Genomic DNA, 17,742 nt, shown 5'->3' on the forward strand with positions numbered 1-17,742 from the left:
TCGGCAAATAACGAAAAAAATAATTATCCGTCAAGAAACCCGCCATTAATTTTAAGACATTTCACCTCTAAGGGAGGTTTCGAAGATCGTTTTGAAAACTTTTGGAGATAAGTCTTTACCTATCAGGTACATTAGTTTACTTACCGCAGCTTCGGTAGTGATATCCTTTCCGGAAACCACCCCTACTTTCATAAGACCCACACTGGTTTCATACTGTCCCATGTTCACACTTCCTGCTACACATTGCGTCACATTGACCACAAAAAGCCCTTCTTTTATTTTCTTCCGAAGAAGTTCAAGAAACCAGGATGTATTTGGCGCATTCCCGCTACCATAAGTTTCTAATACCACTCCTTTTAGCCCAGGTTTGGCTAGAATATGCTCCACCGTGCTCTCACTTATTCCCGGAAACATTTTTAATACGAGTATATTATCGTCAAAACCTATATGTAATTTTGTTTTCTGCTTTCTATTAGGAGCCCAAAGTGCCTTATAATTAACCGAAAGATATACACCAGATTCAGCTAAAGCAGGATGATTCATGGAAGAAAATGCCTGAAAATGCTCGGCATTAATCTTTGTAGTCCTGTTCGCCCGGTATAATTTGTACTCAAAATAAAGCCCAACTTCAGAAATAACTGGTTTTCCATTCTTTCTTAGACCTGCAACCTGAATACTTGTGATTAGATTCTCCTTTGCATCTGTCCGCAAATCCCCGATAGGCAACTGCGAACCAGTGAAAATAATTGGCTTCGTTAGATTTTCGAACATAAAACTCAGCGCTGAAGCGGTATACGACATCGTATCACTTCCATGTAACACCACAAACCCATCATAATCATCAAATCGTTCATGGATCACATTTGCGATCTTGATCCAGTATTCGGGATTCATATTGGAGGAGTCGATTGGATCACCAAAAGTCATGGTTTCGATCTCATGCTCAAGAATCTTCAATTCCGGTATGTTGTGTAGAAGCTCATCAAAATTGAAAGCTTTTAACGCACCAGTCTCATAATCCTTGATCATCCCAATGGTACCACCGGTATAAACAAGTAGTATCTTGGAATTATCCTTCATTCAGGTCCAGTTTATTGATTACAGGATTCGCGTACATTAACAGGTAACTATTCAAAGCCAGCGGATTTTTAATATCTACCCGCCTGCTTACTCTACGGTCAAACTGTCTTTTCTCCTTTTCTGTGTATTTCTCTGTAAAACGCTCCTCGTTTCTTAATAAATCACAGGCTATATAGTTCGATGGCCATATCTTATAATTCTTATGGATCGCTTTATCGATGAGTTTGGAAACTGCCTGAAGCTGATCATTGACAGAAAGATTCTGCTCACGAATATAATCCAGGTCTGCTGAAGTGATCACTTCGCCCGCATTCAGGCGTATTCTACCTTTTTGACCCATCGCGCCCTGCATGATACTATTAAAATCTTCATTGGCGCTTTTCTTATATTCCTCCTGCATCCTTTTTGCCAGTACTTCCGGCATCTTCAACATATCTGTAGGATCAAATTCATAAGAAATGGAAACCGGTACGATCTTGATCTTAGCCAGGTAATCGAGAAGATCCAGGTCACCTTTAGCCATCCCGATCATCTTGAGAACACCCTGTTGGGTCACATCATTCCCATCTTTGGTTCGCCCTTCTCTTTGCGCCATCCAGATCGATCTTGAATCTTCCAGTAATCCTCTCGTATATTCTGAAAGTCGCATAGAACTTTTAAGCATCTCACGCGGACTCTGATTTCGGAGGACCAGGAAATTACGATTCAACTTTGCCAGGGCAGCAAGGAAAGGTTTCTGTACCAGGTTATCACCAATGGCAGAAGCAGTCATCACCAGGTCATGGTTGTACAGCGTATAATTAAGTAACGAAGTATCTAACAGAATATCCCTGTGATTGGAAATATAGAAGTATGATTCATCCTGATCAAGTTTATCGAAACCACGGTCGCTAAGACCCTCACTGGTTTTCTCCAGAACTTTCTCCACACTATAATAAATTACCTTGCTTTGAAAATCCTTAATAGAATAACAATCTGCAAGTATGGTCCTGATCTCGTCATATTCCAGATCGGGAAAGGTAAATTGCAGAAGCGCCTTTACCATGGGATGTTTAACATACTGCTGCAAAGCAGGATTTACCTCTTCATCGTCGTAAAAACGTATATCATCAAAATTTTGCACCTATCTCTAATATTAGTTCAACAAATGAACAAAATTTATGTTTAACAGCTTTAGATTCCAAAGACTTCCTTTGAGTTTTTGGTAGTTACCTCAGCAATAGTCTCCACCGGGAGATCATATATTTCAGCTAATTTCTCGGCAATCTTTATGATATAGACAGGATCGTTCCTTTTTCCGCGGAAAGGTTTAGGAGCCAGGTATGGAGCATCGGTCTCAAGAACGATCTGCTCTAGCGGAATTTTAGCCATGAATTTATCGATTCCACCATTTTTGAAAGTAACCACTCCGCCAATGCCGAGTTTCATATTGTAAGAAAGTGCCTGTTGCGCCTGCTCGAAATTGCCCGTAAAGCAATGAAAGATCCCGAAAAGATCATCACCTTTTTCTTCCTCTAATACTGAAAATACCTCATCAAAAGCATTACGACAATGAATAACAATTGGAAGTTTATACTTTTTCGCAAGCTGTATCTGTCTTCTGAAAGCGTCCTGCTGAATTTCCAGTGTAGATTTATCCCAATACAGATCGATCCCAATTTCTCCTACAGCGTAAAATTTACGTTTTGCAAGTTCCTCTTCCACATGCTTCAATTCATCCTCATAATTCTCCTGCACATGAGTAGGATGTAATCCCATCATCAAAAAGATGTTCTCTGGAAAAGCTTTTTCCAGCTCATACATACTTTGGGTAGTTTCTGAATCTATCGCCGGAATGAAAAAACGGGTCACATTTTGAGCAATGGCATCCTGAATAAGTTGCTGCCGGTCGCTATCAAATGAGTCACTATATAAATGAGTGTGTGTATCTGTAACTGTCATATCGCAAAAGTAAGATATGCGATACAATCATAAAACCAATTTAGCTGAAGTTCTTATTGTTATAAGGTTTTATACTGAAACTGAATGCTTTTCAGCGATCTTCCCGGCGAGGTAAGCCGCATCTTTTTTGATTCCGCCAAGGGTTGCAGAACCTCTTGTATGTAACCAGGGCAGACCAATAAAGTACAGACCTTCCATATTGCTTACTCCGCGGTAATGTTCAGGATAGCCGTTCTTAGCCAGTTCCAGTCCTTCGATCCATTCAAAATTTGGTCGGTAACCAGTAGCCCAGACGATATTCTTTATATCCCGAAGTTCTTCCTTTTCGGTAAGAATACGTTCGTTTTCAGCATCTTTAGTTTTTCCCACAGCGCTCACATTTTCCCTGGCTAGAATTCCCTTTACATCTGTTCCAATTACGGGTTGTCGCGAATTACTGATCTTTTTTCCCAGCCATGTATCTCTGCTGAAGCTTAAAAAACCAGATTTTGTAAACCACCACCAAAGTGTTTTACCCATTATTTCCTGCGGAAGTACTTTTACATCTGTAGTTCCTGAAAAATAGGTTTTGCGATTACTTTCAGAAATTTCATCGAGGATCTGAAATCCGCTATCTCCGGCTCCTACCACCATCGCAGGTCCTGACTGTAACTGTTCTGGATTCTTATAATAGTTGCTATGGATCTGAAAAACTTCAGAAGAGATCTTTTTAGAGAAAGCTGGTGTATAAGGAATATGAAATGGCCCAGTAGCAATAACTACATTTCTTGCTTTTAAATCACCCTGCGGCGACTTCAGCAGAAAATGATTATTTACTCGCGTGATCTTCTGGATATAAGTTTCTAACTCAACCGGAATATCAAAATTCTGCACGTATTCTTTAAAATAGCCGGCAACTTCAGTTTTAGATGGGTAATGACCTTTTTTAGCCGGAAATTCCATCCCGGGCATATTATTAAATTCAGAAGGAGTAAAAAGAGTAAGAGAATCCCATCGATTCATCCAAGAAGCACCAATTTCGGATTCTTTATCTACTACCAGGAAGTTATGACCCTGTTGTTTTAGATAATAGGCCATGGCCAAACCTGCCTGTGCCGCTCCTACCACGATAAAATCCAACATCATTTAACTTTTTTGCAAAAGTACGCTTATTTAAAGGTTTCTGAAAATCAGATCTTTCAGAATATAAACTCCTTATAACTCCAGAATTGGTAAAAGAACAGGATAAGAAATGCAAAGGTGACGATGAATTCCATAAAGCTTGAAGCCAGCAGACCGAGAAAAGAACCGAAAGCAGCCTTTCCAGCCGTTCTGGAATCAGATTTATTTAGAATTTCTCCAATAAAAGCACCTACAAACGGACAAATAAGAATAGCGAATGGAAATGGAGCAAAAATCCCTATGATCAAACCTATGGTGGCACCGATCATTCCTTTTCGGCTTCCTCCAAATTTCTTGGTTCCCATTGCTGGAATGGCAAAATTGAGAATATAGAAAAGGATGGCAACAAAAAGCGTGATTCCAAGGAACACGTAATTCACTCCTACTCCCGGAATAAGAAAAAATATAAGCAGTCCAATCCAGCTTAATGGTACTCCGGGCAAGACCGGCAGAAAACTTCCCAGGATACCCAGGATCATAAAAATCGCTGCCACACTTAACAATACTATCTCCATACTATTTCTTTTTCTGAACGAAGATAATCAACTTAAATTCATTTTTTAACTAAATAATTAGTTCGAACTAAAAGATTAGTTCTATATTAGCTTTAACTTATTCATTTACCATGAAACAATTAACCAAAGCAGAAGAAGAGATCATGCAGATTCTCTGGCATCTAAAAGAATCTAATGTGAACGGAATCATTGATGAAATGCCCGAGCCCAAACCCGCTTACAATACGGTTTCGACGATCGTAAGAATTCTGGAGAATAAGGAATTTGTAGATCATAGAAAAAAGGGAAAAGGTTATATCTATTTTCCAAAAGTTGAGAAAGAGACCTATAGCAACCAGAGCATTAACCAGTTGATGAACAATTATTTCAATGGTTCATTTCAAAGTATGGTTAGCTTTTTTATGAAAAAGAACGAGATGAAATCAACAGATCTCGAAGCAATTTTGAAAGAAATTAATAAAGATAATAAGTGATGGAACATTATATCATCCAGGTAATTTTATTCCAGCTGGCATTTTTCGTGATCTACGAAGTATTGCTGGAAAAAGAAACCTTTTTTAAACTTAACCGTGCGTACCTGATTGCAACTCCTATCCTGGCGTTTTTAATTCCATTTATAAAAATTGGGAGCTTACAGCAAAGTGCACCAGCACGAGTCATGCAACAATTCAGTGATCAAACAATGATCTTAATGCCAGAGGTCATGATTGGTGGAACCTCGAACGCCGCGACTACGAATCCTGTTCAGGCCGATCCTTCGATCAACTGGTTATTCTGGTTTTATCTCGCAGGAGTAGTCATTAGTCTAAGCATATTTATTTTCAAGCTCATTAAACTTCAGAAGATCGCTCGAAAAAGTAAAACTATTGATGTTCGTTACTACGAGCTAAGAGAGGTTCCAGATTCTGATACTGCTTTCACCTATTTCAACAAATTATATATAGGAGACCAGATTTCAGAAAAAGACCGACAGCATATCATCACTCATGAACTGGTACACCTGCGAGATCATCACGGTTTTGATTTGATGGTCTTTGAATTATTGAAGATCCTGTTCTGGTTCAATCCGCTTATCTATATTTTCCAGTCACGTCTGGCCACGCTTCATGAGTATATTGCTGATAGTACCACCGTTCAGAAATCGGGAAAAAAGCAATATTTTGAACAGTTGCTAAATACCGCCTTCGGAACAGAAAACTTTTCATTCACCAATCAATTTTTTAGTCATTCATTAATCAAAAAACGAATCATTATGTTACAGAAAAATCAATCATCCAACATTTCAAAATTCAAGTTTTTACTCATCGTTCCCGTGCTAATGCTAATGCTCACTTATGTAGCATGTTCCGATGATAATTCTGCGGAAATAGAACCAGAATTACAGGAATCCAGCACTTCGGAAATAATTGCGGAACTTAAAGCACATCTAGAAAATAAGGAGAGCCTTACTCCATCAGAGAAAGAAGAGTTCCTGCAGCTTCTTAAGAAAAGAGAAGAGTTATTATTGAAAGAAGCGAAGGCGAATGGGACAGAGGTTATAGAAGTTGTTGAAGAACAAACATTGCCACCTTCACCTCCGCCAGCGCCAGGTTCTACCGAAGATATTCAAAACCGTGCTGATAATAGCGCCTACGATAATGCTTCCTCAGTACCATTTGCAGTAATCGATAAAGTTCCTGCTTTCCAAGAATGTGACCAATGGGTGGATGACGCCAGAAAAAACTGTACTTCTTCAGAAATTTCAAAATTCGTCAACAAGAACTTCAATACTTCCCTGGGAAAGGAATTAGGACTTGAAGGAATAAATCGTGTTATCGTTCAATTCAGAATTGATGAAAACGGACAGGTTCAGGATATTAGGTCAAGAGCTCCGCATCCGAGATTAGAAGAGGAAGCTAAAAGAGTAATTTCTGAACTTCCATCATTTATTCCAGGAGAACAAAATGGTCGTGCCGTAAGTGTCATGTATAGTTTACCAATCGCATTTAAGGTCCAATAATAAATTCAAAAACAAGATTATGAGAATCAATAAAATTAAAAATCTACTTAGCCTCTTTGTATTGCTAATTTCTCTTTCAGGCTTCAGCCAGGAGATGGCTACACCCTTTGCGGTGGCAGATAAATCACCGGTCTTTCCTGGATGTGAATCGCTAACTGGCGATGAACAGAAAGATTGCACGGTGGAGCGAATCACCAATCATGTGAATAAAAATTTTAATACCGCTTTGGGTAAGGAATTGAATCTTACCGGTCGTCAACGTATCGTTGTGAAATTTGTGATAGGGAAAGACGGTGAAATAAGAGATGTTGAATCAAGATCTCTGGCAAAAGAGGCTGATATAAGAGCCAGCTTGCAAGCTGAAGCCACTCGCGTGATAAATTCATTACCAAAAATGCAAGCGGGTGAATTCGAAGGTGAAAAAGTTGCGATCGCTTATGCTTTACCCATAGAATTTGCTACGCCTCAAAAAGAAAATAAGAACGGATAATATTCAATAATTTGAAATTTTTACTAGCCCTGATTCTTTCTGTAATTGTCCTGCTGCCAGCCTATGCGCAGCAGGATATTTTAAATAATGCTGATAGCCTTGCAGCGGTTGGCAATCGTGAAGAAGCCATTAAATTACTTACAGACCTGCCTGATAAAGATGCTAAAGTTCTATTGAAACTTGCGAAATTCCATCAGTCGGAAGGTAATATCAAAGCTGCACTTGAGAATTACAAACAGGTAACACAACAACATCCTGAGATGGTTCTAACGATGCAGGACTATGGAGAACTGCTACTTGAAAACGGGAAACTTGAGCTAGCAGATAGTATCTTCAGTAATTTAAAAAAAAGGTATCCTGAAAATGCCGGTTTCACCTATAGATTAGGGCTTACCAAGGAGAAGCGCAAACTGGATACCCTGGCCAATCGTTTATTTTTCGAAACCGTTAGTTATGATTTTTCACATCAAGGTGCATTATATAAAACGAGTAAATATCAATTAGCTCGCGGTAGAAAACACAAAGCAATTGTACTCGCGCAGGCTGGTTTAAAAAAACGTCCAAAAAATGTAAGTCTTCTATCTATTCTGGGCCAGGCATATATGTCTACTTTTCAGTTTGACAAGGCGATACCGGCGTTTAATACGATCGTAGAAGAAGGTGAAGCTTCAGAATTTGTACTGGAAAAGCTCGCAAAAGCCTATCGTATGACCAACCAGTTACCAAAAGCTTTGGAAACCTATAAGCAAATGCTCGACATTAATGATATGAATAGCGCTGCGCATTCTAATATTGGTGTCATCCTGATGGAAATGGACAGACATAAAGAGGCGAGAGAACATTTCTACAATGCACTTTTTATAAAAAATCCCAGAGTTGACAAAGAGTTTCTGAATCTTGGACTTGCTTCAAAGGAACTCGAAGATTTTGAAGAGGCCTACCGATTTTTCAAATTTGCGATCGAAGAAAATGAAGAGAACGAAAGAGCTTTGCTGGAACTCGCTCTTACTGCCGACAGGTATTTTGAAGATAAAAAATCTGTGGCTGAACATTACCAGCGATACCTTAACAGGTATGCCGGTAATGGGAATGCTTCTATGATCGAAATTGCAAAATACAGGTTGAGTGAGCTTAAAAAAGAGGAGCATTTTTCGGAGTAGCAGATAATTTTCCTAACCTGCTAGATTTCACTATTTTTGGAATCCGAAAGCTAAATTTTAATGAAGAAGATATTATTCGCAGTTGCCATTTCAGTTCTGTGCTCCTGTAATTTCGAAACCAGGAAAATTTCTTCTGAAGAGGTTCTGGAGCAGGAATCACGCACGTTGAACTGGAAAGAAGTGGATGAATATCCCGCTTTCGAAGATTGCCAGAATCTTACCGACCTTGCCGAAGCTAAGAATTGCTTCGCACGACAGGTCTCTACAACAATTTACAGTCACCTGGCGAGTCAGCAACCCGTAGTGACCAAAAGCATTGATGATACGCTTTTTATTTACCTGGAAATCGACAAGACTGGAAAACCGCAAGTTGAATCCATAGAAGTTGATACCACGGTGACCAATCAATTACCAGAAATCAAGAACTGGATCAGGCAGAGTATTGATTCCTTGCCTAAAATTTACCCGGCCAGCAAAAGAGGAATTCCTGTATCTACTGTGTTTAAAATGCCTGTAGTTGTAAAAGCCGAATAAATTTATTTTCGATAGTCTCTTCCTTTCCACTTAAAACCTGCGAATAGAGAAGTCAGCGCAATTCCTGAAGAAAATAAAGGGTAGGCAATACTACTCCAGGCATAACTTCGCATGCTTGCCTTCCTGTTAAAGAAAACCGCAGCTTTATATATCAACATAAAATCCAGGTTAAACTTGATAAGAAATGCAATCGTAAGCCACTGAAAATAGCTGGCGTCGAACAGGCAAAACACCAATCCTATGATTATTGCAGCATTCATTAGAAATACGGTCAAAGCAGCAAACCTGGCAAAATTATCTTTGTAGCCGGCAGATTTTGCTGCCCAGCGTAAACGTTGCTGTAAAAAGCTTCGAAAGTCTTTCTGCGCTGCGGTGGTTACGATCATGTTAGTGCATCTTATAAAATCGATCTTTCTTTCGTGTTCTTTAAATTGCTGAAGTAAAAAAACATCGTCACCACCTGCATAGTTGCTGGACTGCCTATAACCTCCAACTTCCTGGAATGCTTTTTTTTTAAAGCATAGATTTGCCGCATTACATATAAACGGTTTTCCCCATCCAAAAGTACCGACTGTAGTAGCCTGCAAACTCATAAAATCAATGAGATCAAATTTTCGGAATAACGGATCTTCAGGATGAATTGCGTCCAGTATTACCGGAGCTGCAATTAGATGTGAATCCTGAGACTCTATATAATTGTCAAATCCCTGCAACCAGTTTTCAGGAACTTTACAATCGGCATCTGTAGTGACTATATATTCAAATCTAGATTTATCTATGCCGACATTAATAGCATCCTTTTTTGCTGAAATGGATTCTCTCTGGTTTTGCAAGAGCTCGATCGAAAGTTCAGGATGCATATTGCTAAATTCCTGTACCATTTTTTCTGAATCATCTTCAGAAGAATCATTGATCAAAAGGATCTCAAACTTGTTACTCGGATACTTCAAATGCTTCAGAGAGTCAAATAAACCGGGCAAATGGAACTGCTCATTTCTAAACGGAATGATGATGGAAAAACCAGTTTCAGAAGAAGAAACAGAGGCAGGATTGAATTTTAAATTTTTCCATCCGTATAAAAGTGATAGGAGTAAAATTATATAACACGGACAAATGACGGCTAGGATGTAGACAGGAAGCATGGCCATAAATTGCGAACGCCAGATTTTAAATGATTAGTTTTGCAGAAGTCCAAATTAGGCAATTTTAGTGAGTAGCACGACAGACAAAAGAACTATACAGGGGGAAAGGATCATCCTGGGAATTGACCCCGGAACCACGATCATGGGTTTTGGTTTGATCAAGGTGGTTAACAAGAACATGAGCTTTATTCAAATGAATGAGTTACAGCTCAACAAGTACAGCGATCATTATGTAAAGCTGAAACTAATTTTCGAGAGAACCATTGAACTTATAGACACCTATCATCCCGATGAAATTGCTATTGAAGCACCGTTCTTCGGGAAAAATGTGCAATCCATGTTAAAACTGGGTCGGGCGCAGGGCGTGGCTATGGCCGCTGGATTATCACGCGAAGTTCCTATTACAGAATACCTTCCGAAGAAAATTAAAATGGCGATAACCGGGAATGGAAATGCCAGTAAAGAGCAGGTTGCAAAGATGCTGCAAAGTATGCTGAAGATCGGGGAACTTCCGAAGAATCTCGATGCTACAGATGGTCTGGCTGCAGCGGTTTGCCACTTTTACAACTCTGGAAAAACCGAAATTGGCAAAAGCTACACAGGCTGGAGCGCCTTTGTAAAGCAAAATCCGGGTAAGATCAAATAGATCATGAGCGGAATCTATATTCATATTCCATTTTGCAAACAGGCATGTCACTATTGCGATTTCCACTTTTCCACCTCTACAAAAAAGAAGGGGCAACTTGTTGAAATGCTTGGCAGGGAACTGAAATTGCGAAAAAATGAAATTCCCGGACCTATACAAACTATTTACTTTGGAGGCGGAACTCCTTCTCTACTCTCTTCGGAAGAACTTGAATCGATCTTTCTAAGCATCAACCAGAATTTTGAAGTTTCAAATAGTGCCGAGATCACTCTCGAAGCAAATCCCGATGACCTTTCGGAAGATGTTCTAAGGATGCTGAATGATTCGCCAGTAAACCGACTAAGTATTGGTGTGCAATCCTTTTTTGAGGCAGATTTGAAATTGATGAATCGCGCACACAACGCAACGGAAGCATTAGAAAGCCTGAAACTTGCGAAGCGATATTTCGATAATATCAGTATTGATCTTATTTACGGAATTCCCGGACAATCTGATGAGCAATGGATCGAGAATCTGGAGATCGCTCTGGAACTGGACATTCCTCATGTTTCCAGTTATGCGCTTACCGTAGAACCAAAAACAGCACTGGAAACTTTTATCAAGAAAGGAAAGATCCAACCGGTCACCGACGAGAAGTTCAGAAAGCATTTTGATATCCTGGTGCGAAAGCTTACAAATTACGGATTTGAACATTACGAGTTTTCAAATTATGGAAAACCAGGCTTTCATTCAGAAAATAATATGGCTTACTGGCTAGGCAAACCTTACCTTGGAATTGGTCCTTCTGCCCACTCTTATGACGGCAAGACCAGAAGCTGGAACGTGGCAAATAATTCATTATATATTTCAGCATTAGCAGAAAATAAAATTCCGCAACAGCAGGAAGTTTTATCGCTAACAGATTCCTATAACGAATATATTATGACGAGATTACGCACAAAATATGGTGTAAATTCAGAAGATATTCACCGCAACTTTGGAAAACTTTACGAACAACACTTTATAAAGGAAGCACAAATTTTTCTTGAAAACGGACATATGGAAAAGCGTGATTCCGAATTCCATATTTCTGAAAAAGGTAAATTCCTAAGCGATGGAATTGCTGCAGAGCTCTTTTACCTCGATGACTAAAATTTTGGTGAGTCTCAGAAATATCAACTTCACCGCTAGCCTATTATCGGTTTACAATCTTACATTTGTTGAGCATATTCATCTCTTATGATCGCCAGCATACATTACCAGAATTCAGATTTTCGTGTGGATCTTTCCAAACCTCTGGATATTTCCATTAGTCTGCGTGGTGATGAAAAAAATCCAATCGCCTGGTATCTGGAACACCCCGAGATCAAGCCGGTTGTTGATGGCAATTTTATTGGCAAAGTAAGTGCGGGAGCTTCAGTGAATTTCAACAATATCAGCTTTAATCCTCACGCTCACGCCACGCATACCGAGTGTGTTGGTCATATCACTAAAGAACCGAACTTCATTCAGCAGCATTTAAAACGTTTCTTTTTTAAGGCAGAAGTGATCTCTTTAGAACCGGAAATTGCTGGCGAAGACCGTATTTTCAGAAGAGCACAATTAGAAAAAGCTTTTAAGGATTCTACTGCTGAAGCGATCATTATCAGGACGCTACCGAATTATATTGGTAAGATCTCCAAACATCATTCTCATACGAACTGGCCATATCTCGAGGAAGCGGCGGCTAATTTTTTAAGAGAACACGGAATCGATCACCTGCTTATAGATCAGCCTTCTGTAGATAAAGAGAAGGATGAAGGAAAACTTCTGGCCCACAAAGCCTTCTGGAACTACCCGAAGGAAATCCGTTACCATGCGACGATTACAGAATTGATCTATGTTCCAAATAAGATCGAGGACGGCGCCTATTTTCTAAGTTTGCAGCCGGCATCTTTCGAAAATGACGCAGCACCATCAAAACCAGTCTTATATAAAATTCTCGACAGATGAAGCTTAGTTTGAAAATCGAAGAATTTGCAATGCTTATTCTGGGGGTTTTTCTCTTCACAAAACTGGATTATAGCTGGTGGTGGTTTGCAGGCTTATTTTTAGTTCCCGATATTGGCATGTTGGGTTATCTTGCAAGTGATAAGATTGGTGCATATTCCTATAATATTTTTCATCATAAAGGAATTGCCGTCGCGATCTACCTGATAGGAATCATGCTTGATCATGCATTTTTACAGCTTGCGGGAATCATGCTTTTTGTGCATTCCGGCTTTGATCGTTGTTTTGGATATGGTCTTAAATATGAAAAAGGATTTAAATTCACTCATTTAGGTGAAATAGGTACATAATATGGAATTACTATTTATAGGACTCGCGGCCGGTGCGGTTGCTGCATACTTTATTTTTTCGATCTTCAATAAGAATCGATCCATGGAGAAGACCAATGAACAATCTGTTGTTCTTATGGATAAGATTAGAAGTGTTTGCAAATTCATCACTGTAGAAGGTGATTTTTCTGAGATCTATCACTACGAGAATCTAAAGGAAAAATATATCAGCCTGGTCTTCGGAAAGAAGAAAGCTATTGTACTGGTACAGGCGAAAGCACACGTTGGATTTGATTTGAGCAAGGTGAGAATGCAAAGCGATAATGAGAATAAAAAGATCATACTCACCAATTTCCCACAACCGGAATTATTGACGATCGAAACAGATTTTAAATACTACGATAAACGTGAAGGCTGGGCGAATCCTTTTACGACTTCAGATCTTACAGACATTAATCGTGACGCCAAAAAAACCATCGTAGACAAGATCCCTCAAAGCGGACTCATGGAGCAGGCACAAAAAGAAGCATTGGGAACGATCGCTCTTATGGAAAAAATCGTGGAAACCATTGGCTGGAAACTGGATTATTCAGCACTTACTATCGAAAATACAGATGCTCCAAAACTGGAAAAATAAGATCTGCTTCTTTTATTAAACACAAATTTTATGAATATAGATCAGTTCAGGGATTATTGCTTATTAAAAAGAGGTGTTTCAGAGCATTTGCCTTTTGGTCCGGATAATCTTGTTTTTAAGGTCATGGGCAAGATGTTTAGCATTGCCAGTCTCGATGAAGTTCCACTTAGAGTGAATTTAAAATGTGATCCCGATAGGGCTGTGCAGCTAAGAGAAGAATACCCGGAAACTATTTTACCGGGTTGGCACATGAATAAACGTCACTGGAATACATTAGTTATGAATGGTGGAGCAGATCCAGATTTGACTAGGGAACTCATAGATCATAGTTATGAGCTGGTAGTTGCTGGATTAACCAGAAAACTTAAGCAGGAATTAGATAGTTTAGAATGAAAGAACCTTTAGCTTTTTACAAGGATAGAAAAAACAAATACGAGCAGGAGAGAAAGAATTTAGCAGGAAAACTGGCGGTTTCGAGTATCCTGAGATTACTGGTGTTTCTTGCTTTATGTGCCGCAATTTATTTTTTCTACGATCAGGTACAGATCGTTGTTCCTGTAGTCATTGGCTGCCTGGCACTATTCATCTTCCTAATCTCAAGACATTCAGGTCTTAAACGCGAAAAGGATAAAACGGAAGCTTTGATCTCTATAAACGAAACTGAGATCCACGTTCTCGAAACTGGAGATTTTCTGAATTTACCAGAGGGAAAGGAATTTGATGTTGAAGATCATGATTTTAGTCGTGATATTGATCTCTTCGGAAGAAAAAGCTTTTTTCAGTATCTCAATCGAACTGCTTTAGCTGAAGGAGCCAGCAAACTTTCATCTTTTCTGCTTAGTAATGACACTAGCCGAATTACTGAAAAACAGGAAGCAATAAAAGAACTCGCTAACAAAGCCGACTGGCGACAGGAATTTAGCGCTACCGCTACCCTGGTAAGAACCGAGAATTCTTCGAAGACCATTCTCAAATGGATTACAAATTATAAAGCTTTTGTTCCGGCAATTATGCGCTGGTTACCATTAGTTTTTACGACTATTTCTGTGGGAGTCATCCTCGCCTATTATTTCAGTTTTATTGGATTTTACCAGTTGCTATTATGGTTGCTTATAGGCATCATGATCACCGCCATATACGTTGGCAGGATCAATCAATTATCCTCTGCAATCGGAAAGGTACAGGATACTTTTCAGCAATATTACCAGCTACTCGGCTTTATTGAAGACGAAAAATTTGAGTCGGTTATTCTCCATGATCTCCAGACTTCCATTGCTTCGGAAAAACGAAAAGCTTCAGAAATTTTAAAGGAATTTAGTAAAGGAATTGATGCTCTGGATCAACGGAATAATTTTCTATTTGGATTTCTTGCGAATGGATTTATGCTTTGGGATCTAAAACAATCTTACCGACTCGAAAAATGGATACTTCAGCATCGAACGGAAGTTAGCAACTGGTTTAAGGCCGTAGAAAACTTCGATGCTTACAACAGCCTCGGTAATTTCGCCTTTAATCATCAACAATATACCTTTCCGAAGATTTCTGAAGTACCTACTGGCATAGAAGCAAAAGTACTAGGGCATCCACTTCTAAAGCAAACTAAACGTGTAGATAACGATTTCAGAATAGAAAGTGACCAGTTTTTTATCATTACCGGTGCAAATATGGCTGGAAAAAGTACTTTTTTAAGAACGGTCGCGCTGCAAATCGTCATGTCGAACATGGGACTTCCGGTATGTGCCGATTCCTGTACCTACACACCTATCAAATTGATAAGCAGCATGCGTACCAGTGACTCGCTGGGTAATGATGAGTCTTATTTCTTTTCTGAATTGAAAAGACTAAAGTATATCGTGGATAAAATTCAGACCGAGAAATACTTTATCATTCTCGATGAGATCCTGAAAGGCACCAATAGTACAGACAAGGCGATTGGCTCAAAAAAGTTCATTGAACGCCTTGTAAAATCCAACTCAACTGGGATCATTGCTACACACGATCTTAGTTTGTGCGAAACTGCCAACCAGTTCGAACAGGTAAAGAATTACTATTTCGATGCCGAAATTGAGAATAATGAACTTCATTTTGATTACCGATTCAAAAAAGGAATTTGCCAAAATATGAATGCTTCATTCTTACTTAGAAAAATGCATATCGTGGAAGATTGATCTACAGGTAAGTTTTCACAAGTTAATTAGACTACATCGCTTATGGATTCATTGACACAAATTGTATTAGGCGCAGCTGTTGGAGAAGCTGTTCTGGGTAAAAAAGTTGGAAATAAAGCGATGTTGTATGGAGCAATCGCCGGAACCATTCCAGATCTGGACACTTTTGTAGGCTATGCATATGATACGATCACTGCGACCGAGATCCACCGTGGCTTTTCTCATTCTATAGTATTTTCAGTCCTGTTCGCGCCGGTTTTTGGATGGCTAATTTCAAAGATCGAGTCAAAATCTGCTGCTACCTGGAAGAACTGGTCATGGCTCATGTTCTGGGGACTTTTCACTCATCCTTTGCTCGATGCACATACCACCTGGGGCACACAACTGTTCTGGCCATTCGATCTAAGACTGGCTTATAAGAATATCTTTATCATTGATCCACTTTATACCTTGCCGTTTTTAGTGCTGCTTATCATGGCAATGCGTTTAAAACGAGATGATCAAAAACGAACGAAATACAATCGGCTTGGTTTAATTATTAGTAGCATTTACCTATTATTGATCACCCCTGCACTTAAATGGATCACTTATAACAAGTTCGAAAATGCTTTGGAAGAACAGTCGATTTCCTATCAAAGAATGGATACACGACCTGCGCCTATGAATAGTATTTTATGGAGCGCAAATATAGAAGCTAAAGATCATTTTTTAATCGCCGACTATTCCATTTTTGACACCAAACCTATAAGTTTTCAGGAAGTACCGAAGAATCTTGAGTTTGCCGACAGTCTTGCAGGTGACCCCAACTTAAAGCGTTTGATTGATATTAGCGAAGGTTGGTATACTTTCAGCGAGCAGAACGAGCAGCTTTATTTTAATGATCTTCGCTTCGGAAAACTGGATATGAATGATCCCGATGCGCCATTTATTTTCAGCTTTTTACTGCAGGAAGAGGATGGAGAATTAACCGCCACTGAAACTGAGCGTTCCATGAAAGATGCAGAAAGCTTGCTTCCTGAATTGTGGAGCAGAATCCTTGGAAATTGAATCTATTTTACTGAAAAAGTCAGAAATTCTGAAAAAAACATGGCTTTAAGCTACCTTTGCTTCTCAAAATGTTCAAATAAATGATTTCTGAAGATAAATTAAGAGAACGCAGTGATTCCACCTGTGAATTGTGCGGACAAACCGAACACCTGAATGCCTATACAGTTTCTGAAGCTCCAGAGGACCAGGAAGCTGAGATCCTGATCTGCCAGAACTGTGAATCGCAAATAGAAAATCCGGAAAATGTAGAACCAAATCACTGGCGTTGTCTCAATGACAGTATGTGGAGTACAGTTCCTGCCGTACAGGTTATTTCGTGGAGAATGCTGAACAGACTTAAATCTGAAGGCTGGCCGCAGGACTTACTTGATATGATGTATATGGAAGATGAGTTGAAGAACTGGGCTAAAACAGGTATACAGACTAGGGAAACCGATACTCAACTCGTTCATAAAGATAGTAATGGGGTGGTGCTGGAAGCAGGTGACAGCGTTGTTTTAATCAAAGATCTTAATGTAAAAGGCAGCAGTCTTACAGCAAAAAGGGGAACTGCAGTTCGAAGAATATCCCTGGTTCATGATAATGCTGAGCAAATTGAAGGTAAAGTGGAAGGCCAGCAGATCGTATTACTGACCAAGTTCGTAAAGAAAACCTAATCACGCCTATGGAAAATAAAAAGAACACTCAGCCAAACAATCCTTTACACGGTGTCAAACTTGCTGATATCCTTGATTCTTTACATGATCATTATGGATGGGAAGGGCTTGCTGAAAGGATCAATATTAATTGCTTCAAATCCAATCCAACAAAAAAGTCCAGCTTAAAATTTCTACGGAAGGAACTCTGGGCAAGAGAAAAAGTAGAACGTTTGTACCTTAAGACAAACTTTAAATAGAAATATACTCACAAAAAAAAGCGGCCAGTT

Annotated in this window: 21 protein-coding genes; 15 read left to right on the forward strand and 6 right to left on the reverse strand. The window is 39.3% G+C overall.

The features are described 5' to 3' along the window. Nucleotides 1–51: 51 nt before the first annotated feature. The 5 genes from ABVM50_RS02345 to ABVM50_RS02365 all read right to left on the reverse strand — a co-directional run bounded on the left by ABVM50_RS02345 (nt 52) and on the right by ABVM50_RS02365 (nt 4,697). Entirely contained in the window at nt 52–1,080 is a 1,029-nt protein-coding gene (locus tag ABVM50_RS02345) for an asparaginase (protein WP_405199790.1), read from the reverse strand. Further along, a complete protein-coding gene (locus tag ABVM50_RS02350) occupies nt 1,070–2,203 on the reverse strand; it encodes a 1-acyl-sn-glycerol-3-phosphate acyltransferase (RefSeq protein WP_405199791.1) in 1,134 nt (377 codons plus the stop codon). Before ABVM50_RS02350 ends, ABVM50_RS02345 begins: the two co-directional genes overlap by 11 nt. A gap of 50 nt (nt 2,204–2,253) precedes the next feature. Further along, the gene (locus ABVM50_RS02355) at nt 2,254–3,021 is read right to left on the reverse strand and encodes a TatD family hydrolase (RefSeq protein ID WP_405199792.1); all 768 of its coding nucleotides are present in this window, start codon (nt 3,019–3,021) and stop codon (nt 2,254–2,256) included. Between the two features lie 69 nt (nt 3,022–3,090). Further along, a complete protein-coding gene (locus ABVM50_RS02360; protein WP_405200678.1) occupies nt 3,091–4,143 on the reverse strand; it encodes a flavin-containing monooxygenase in 1,053 nt (350 codons plus the stop codon). Between the two features lie 56 nt (nt 4,144–4,199). Next, entirely contained in the window at nt 4,200–4,697 is a 498-nt protein-coding gene (locus ABVM50_RS02365) for a DUF456 domain-containing protein (RefSeq protein WP_405199793.1), read from the reverse strand. Between the two features lie 110 nt (nt 4,698–4,807). Between ABVM50_RS02365 and ABVM50_RS02370 the strand changes: the two genes are divergently transcribed. The 5 genes from ABVM50_RS02370 to ABVM50_RS02390 are packed head-to-tail and all read left to right on the forward strand — an operon-like array spanning nt 4,808 to nt 8,880. Next, the gene (locus ABVM50_RS02370; protein ID WP_141878915.1) at nt 4,808–5,170 is read left to right on the forward strand and encodes a BlaI/MecI/CopY family transcriptional regulator; all 363 of its coding nucleotides are present in this window, start codon (nt 4,808–4,810) and stop codon (nt 5,168–5,170) included. After that, nucleotides 5,170–6,696: a M56 family metallopeptidase gene (locus tag ABVM50_RS02375; protein WP_405199794.1), complete on the forward strand. Its 1,527-nt coding sequence runs from the start codon at nt 5,170–5,172 to the stop codon at nt 6,694–6,696. The genes ABVM50_RS02370 and ABVM50_RS02375 overlap by 1 nt, the downstream gene beginning before the upstream one ends. Before the next feature lie 19 nt (nt 6,697–6,715). Further along, entirely contained in the window at nt 6,716–7,186 is a 471-nt protein-coding gene (locus tag ABVM50_RS02380) for an energy transducer TonB (protein ID WP_405199795.1), read from the forward strand. A gap of 11 nt (nt 7,187–7,197) precedes the next feature. Further along, nucleotides 7,198–8,346 (forward strand): tetratricopeptide repeat protein, encoded by a 1,149-nt coding sequence (locus ABVM50_RS02385; RefSeq protein WP_405199796.1) that lies wholly within the window; start codon nt 7,198–7,200, stop codon nt 8,344–8,346. Nucleotides 8,347–8,406: 60 nt separating this feature from the next. Next, on the forward strand, nt 8,407–8,880 hold the full coding sequence (locus ABVM50_RS02390) for a hypothetical protein (protein ID WP_405199797.1): 474 nt from the start codon (nt 8,407–8,409) through the stop codon (nt 8,878–8,880). Between the two features lie 2 nt (nt 8,881–8,882). Here the strand turns inward: ABVM50_RS02390 and ABVM50_RS02395 are convergent, their stop codons facing one another. Beyond that, nucleotides 8,883–10,022: a glycosyltransferase gene (locus tag ABVM50_RS02395; protein ID WP_405199798.1), complete on the reverse strand. Its 1,140-nt coding sequence runs from the start codon at nt 10,020–10,022 to the stop codon at nt 8,883–8,885. 94 nt (nt 10,023–10,116) lie between these two features. Between ABVM50_RS02395 and ruvC the strand changes: the two genes are divergently transcribed. The 10 genes from ruvC to ABVM50_RS02445 all read left to right on the forward strand — a co-directional run bounded on the left by ruvC (nt 10,117) and on the right by ABVM50_RS02445 (nt 17,712). Further along, nucleotides 10,117–10,668: a crossover junction endodeoxyribonuclease RuvC gene (gene ruvC / locus ABVM50_RS02400; protein ID WP_141879260.1), complete on the forward strand. Its 552-nt coding sequence runs from the start codon at nt 10,117–10,119 to the stop codon at nt 10,666–10,668. A gap of 3 nt (nt 10,669–10,671) precedes the next feature. Further along, nucleotides 10,672–11,799 (forward strand): radical SAM family heme chaperone HemW, encoded by a 1,128-nt coding sequence (gene hemW / locus ABVM50_RS02405; RefSeq protein ID WP_405199799.1) that lies wholly within the window; start codon nt 10,672–10,674, stop codon nt 11,797–11,799. Between the two features lie 87 nt (nt 11,800–11,886). Next, a complete protein-coding gene (locus ABVM50_RS02410) occupies nt 11,887–12,639 on the forward strand; it encodes a cyclase family protein (RefSeq protein ID WP_405199800.1) in 753 nt (250 codons plus the stop codon). Further along, nucleotides 12,636–12,986 (forward strand): DUF4260 domain-containing protein, encoded by a 351-nt coding sequence (locus tag ABVM50_RS02415; RefSeq protein ID WP_405199801.1) that lies wholly within the window; start codon nt 12,636–12,638, stop codon nt 12,984–12,986. Before ABVM50_RS02410 ends, ABVM50_RS02415 begins: the two co-directional genes overlap by 4 nt. 1 nt (nt 12,987) lies before the next feature. Then, entirely contained in the window at nt 12,988–13,602 is a 615-nt protein-coding gene (locus ABVM50_RS02420) for a DUF4230 domain-containing protein (protein ID WP_405199802.1), read from the forward strand. A 30-nt stretch (nt 13,603–13,632) separates the two neighbouring features. After that, a complete protein-coding gene (locus tag ABVM50_RS02425) occupies nt 13,633–13,995 on the forward strand; it encodes an MmcQ/YjbR family DNA-binding protein (RefSeq protein ID WP_405199803.1) in 363 nt (120 codons plus the stop codon). Further along, nucleotides 13,992–15,770, forward strand: a complete 1,779-nt coding sequence (locus ABVM50_RS02430) for a MutS-related protein (protein ID WP_405199804.1) — start codon at nt 13,992–13,994, stop codon at nt 15,768–15,770. The genes ABVM50_RS02425 and ABVM50_RS02430 overlap by 4 nt, the downstream gene beginning before the upstream one ends. A 42-nt stretch (nt 15,771–15,812) precedes the next feature. Beyond that, nucleotides 15,813–16,817 carry a metal-dependent hydrolase gene (locus ABVM50_RS02435; protein ID WP_405199805.1) on the forward strand — a complete coding sequence of 335 codons (1,005 nt, stop codon included), beginning with the start codon at nt 15,813–15,815 and terminating at the stop codon, nt 16,815–16,817. Nucleotides 16,818–16,897: 80 nt separating this feature from the next. Further along, nucleotides 16,898–17,473 carry a PhnA domain-containing protein gene (locus ABVM50_RS02440; RefSeq protein ID WP_405199806.1) on the forward strand — a complete coding sequence of 192 codons (576 nt, stop codon included), beginning with the start codon at nt 16,898–16,900 and terminating at the stop codon, nt 17,471–17,473. Nucleotides 17,474–17,481: 8 nt separating this feature from the next. Then, nucleotides 17,482–17,712: a VF530 family DNA-binding protein gene (locus ABVM50_RS02445; protein WP_405199807.1), complete on the forward strand. Its 231-nt coding sequence runs from the start codon at nt 17,482–17,484 to the stop codon at nt 17,710–17,712. Nucleotides 17,713–17,742: the final 30 nt, after the last annotated feature.

Origin of the sequence: Christiangramia sp. LLG6405-1, from assembly GCF_045055805.1 — a bacterium.
Taxonomy (GTDB): Bacteria; Bacteroidota; Bacteroidia; order Flavobacteriales; family Flavobacteriaceae; genus Christiangramia.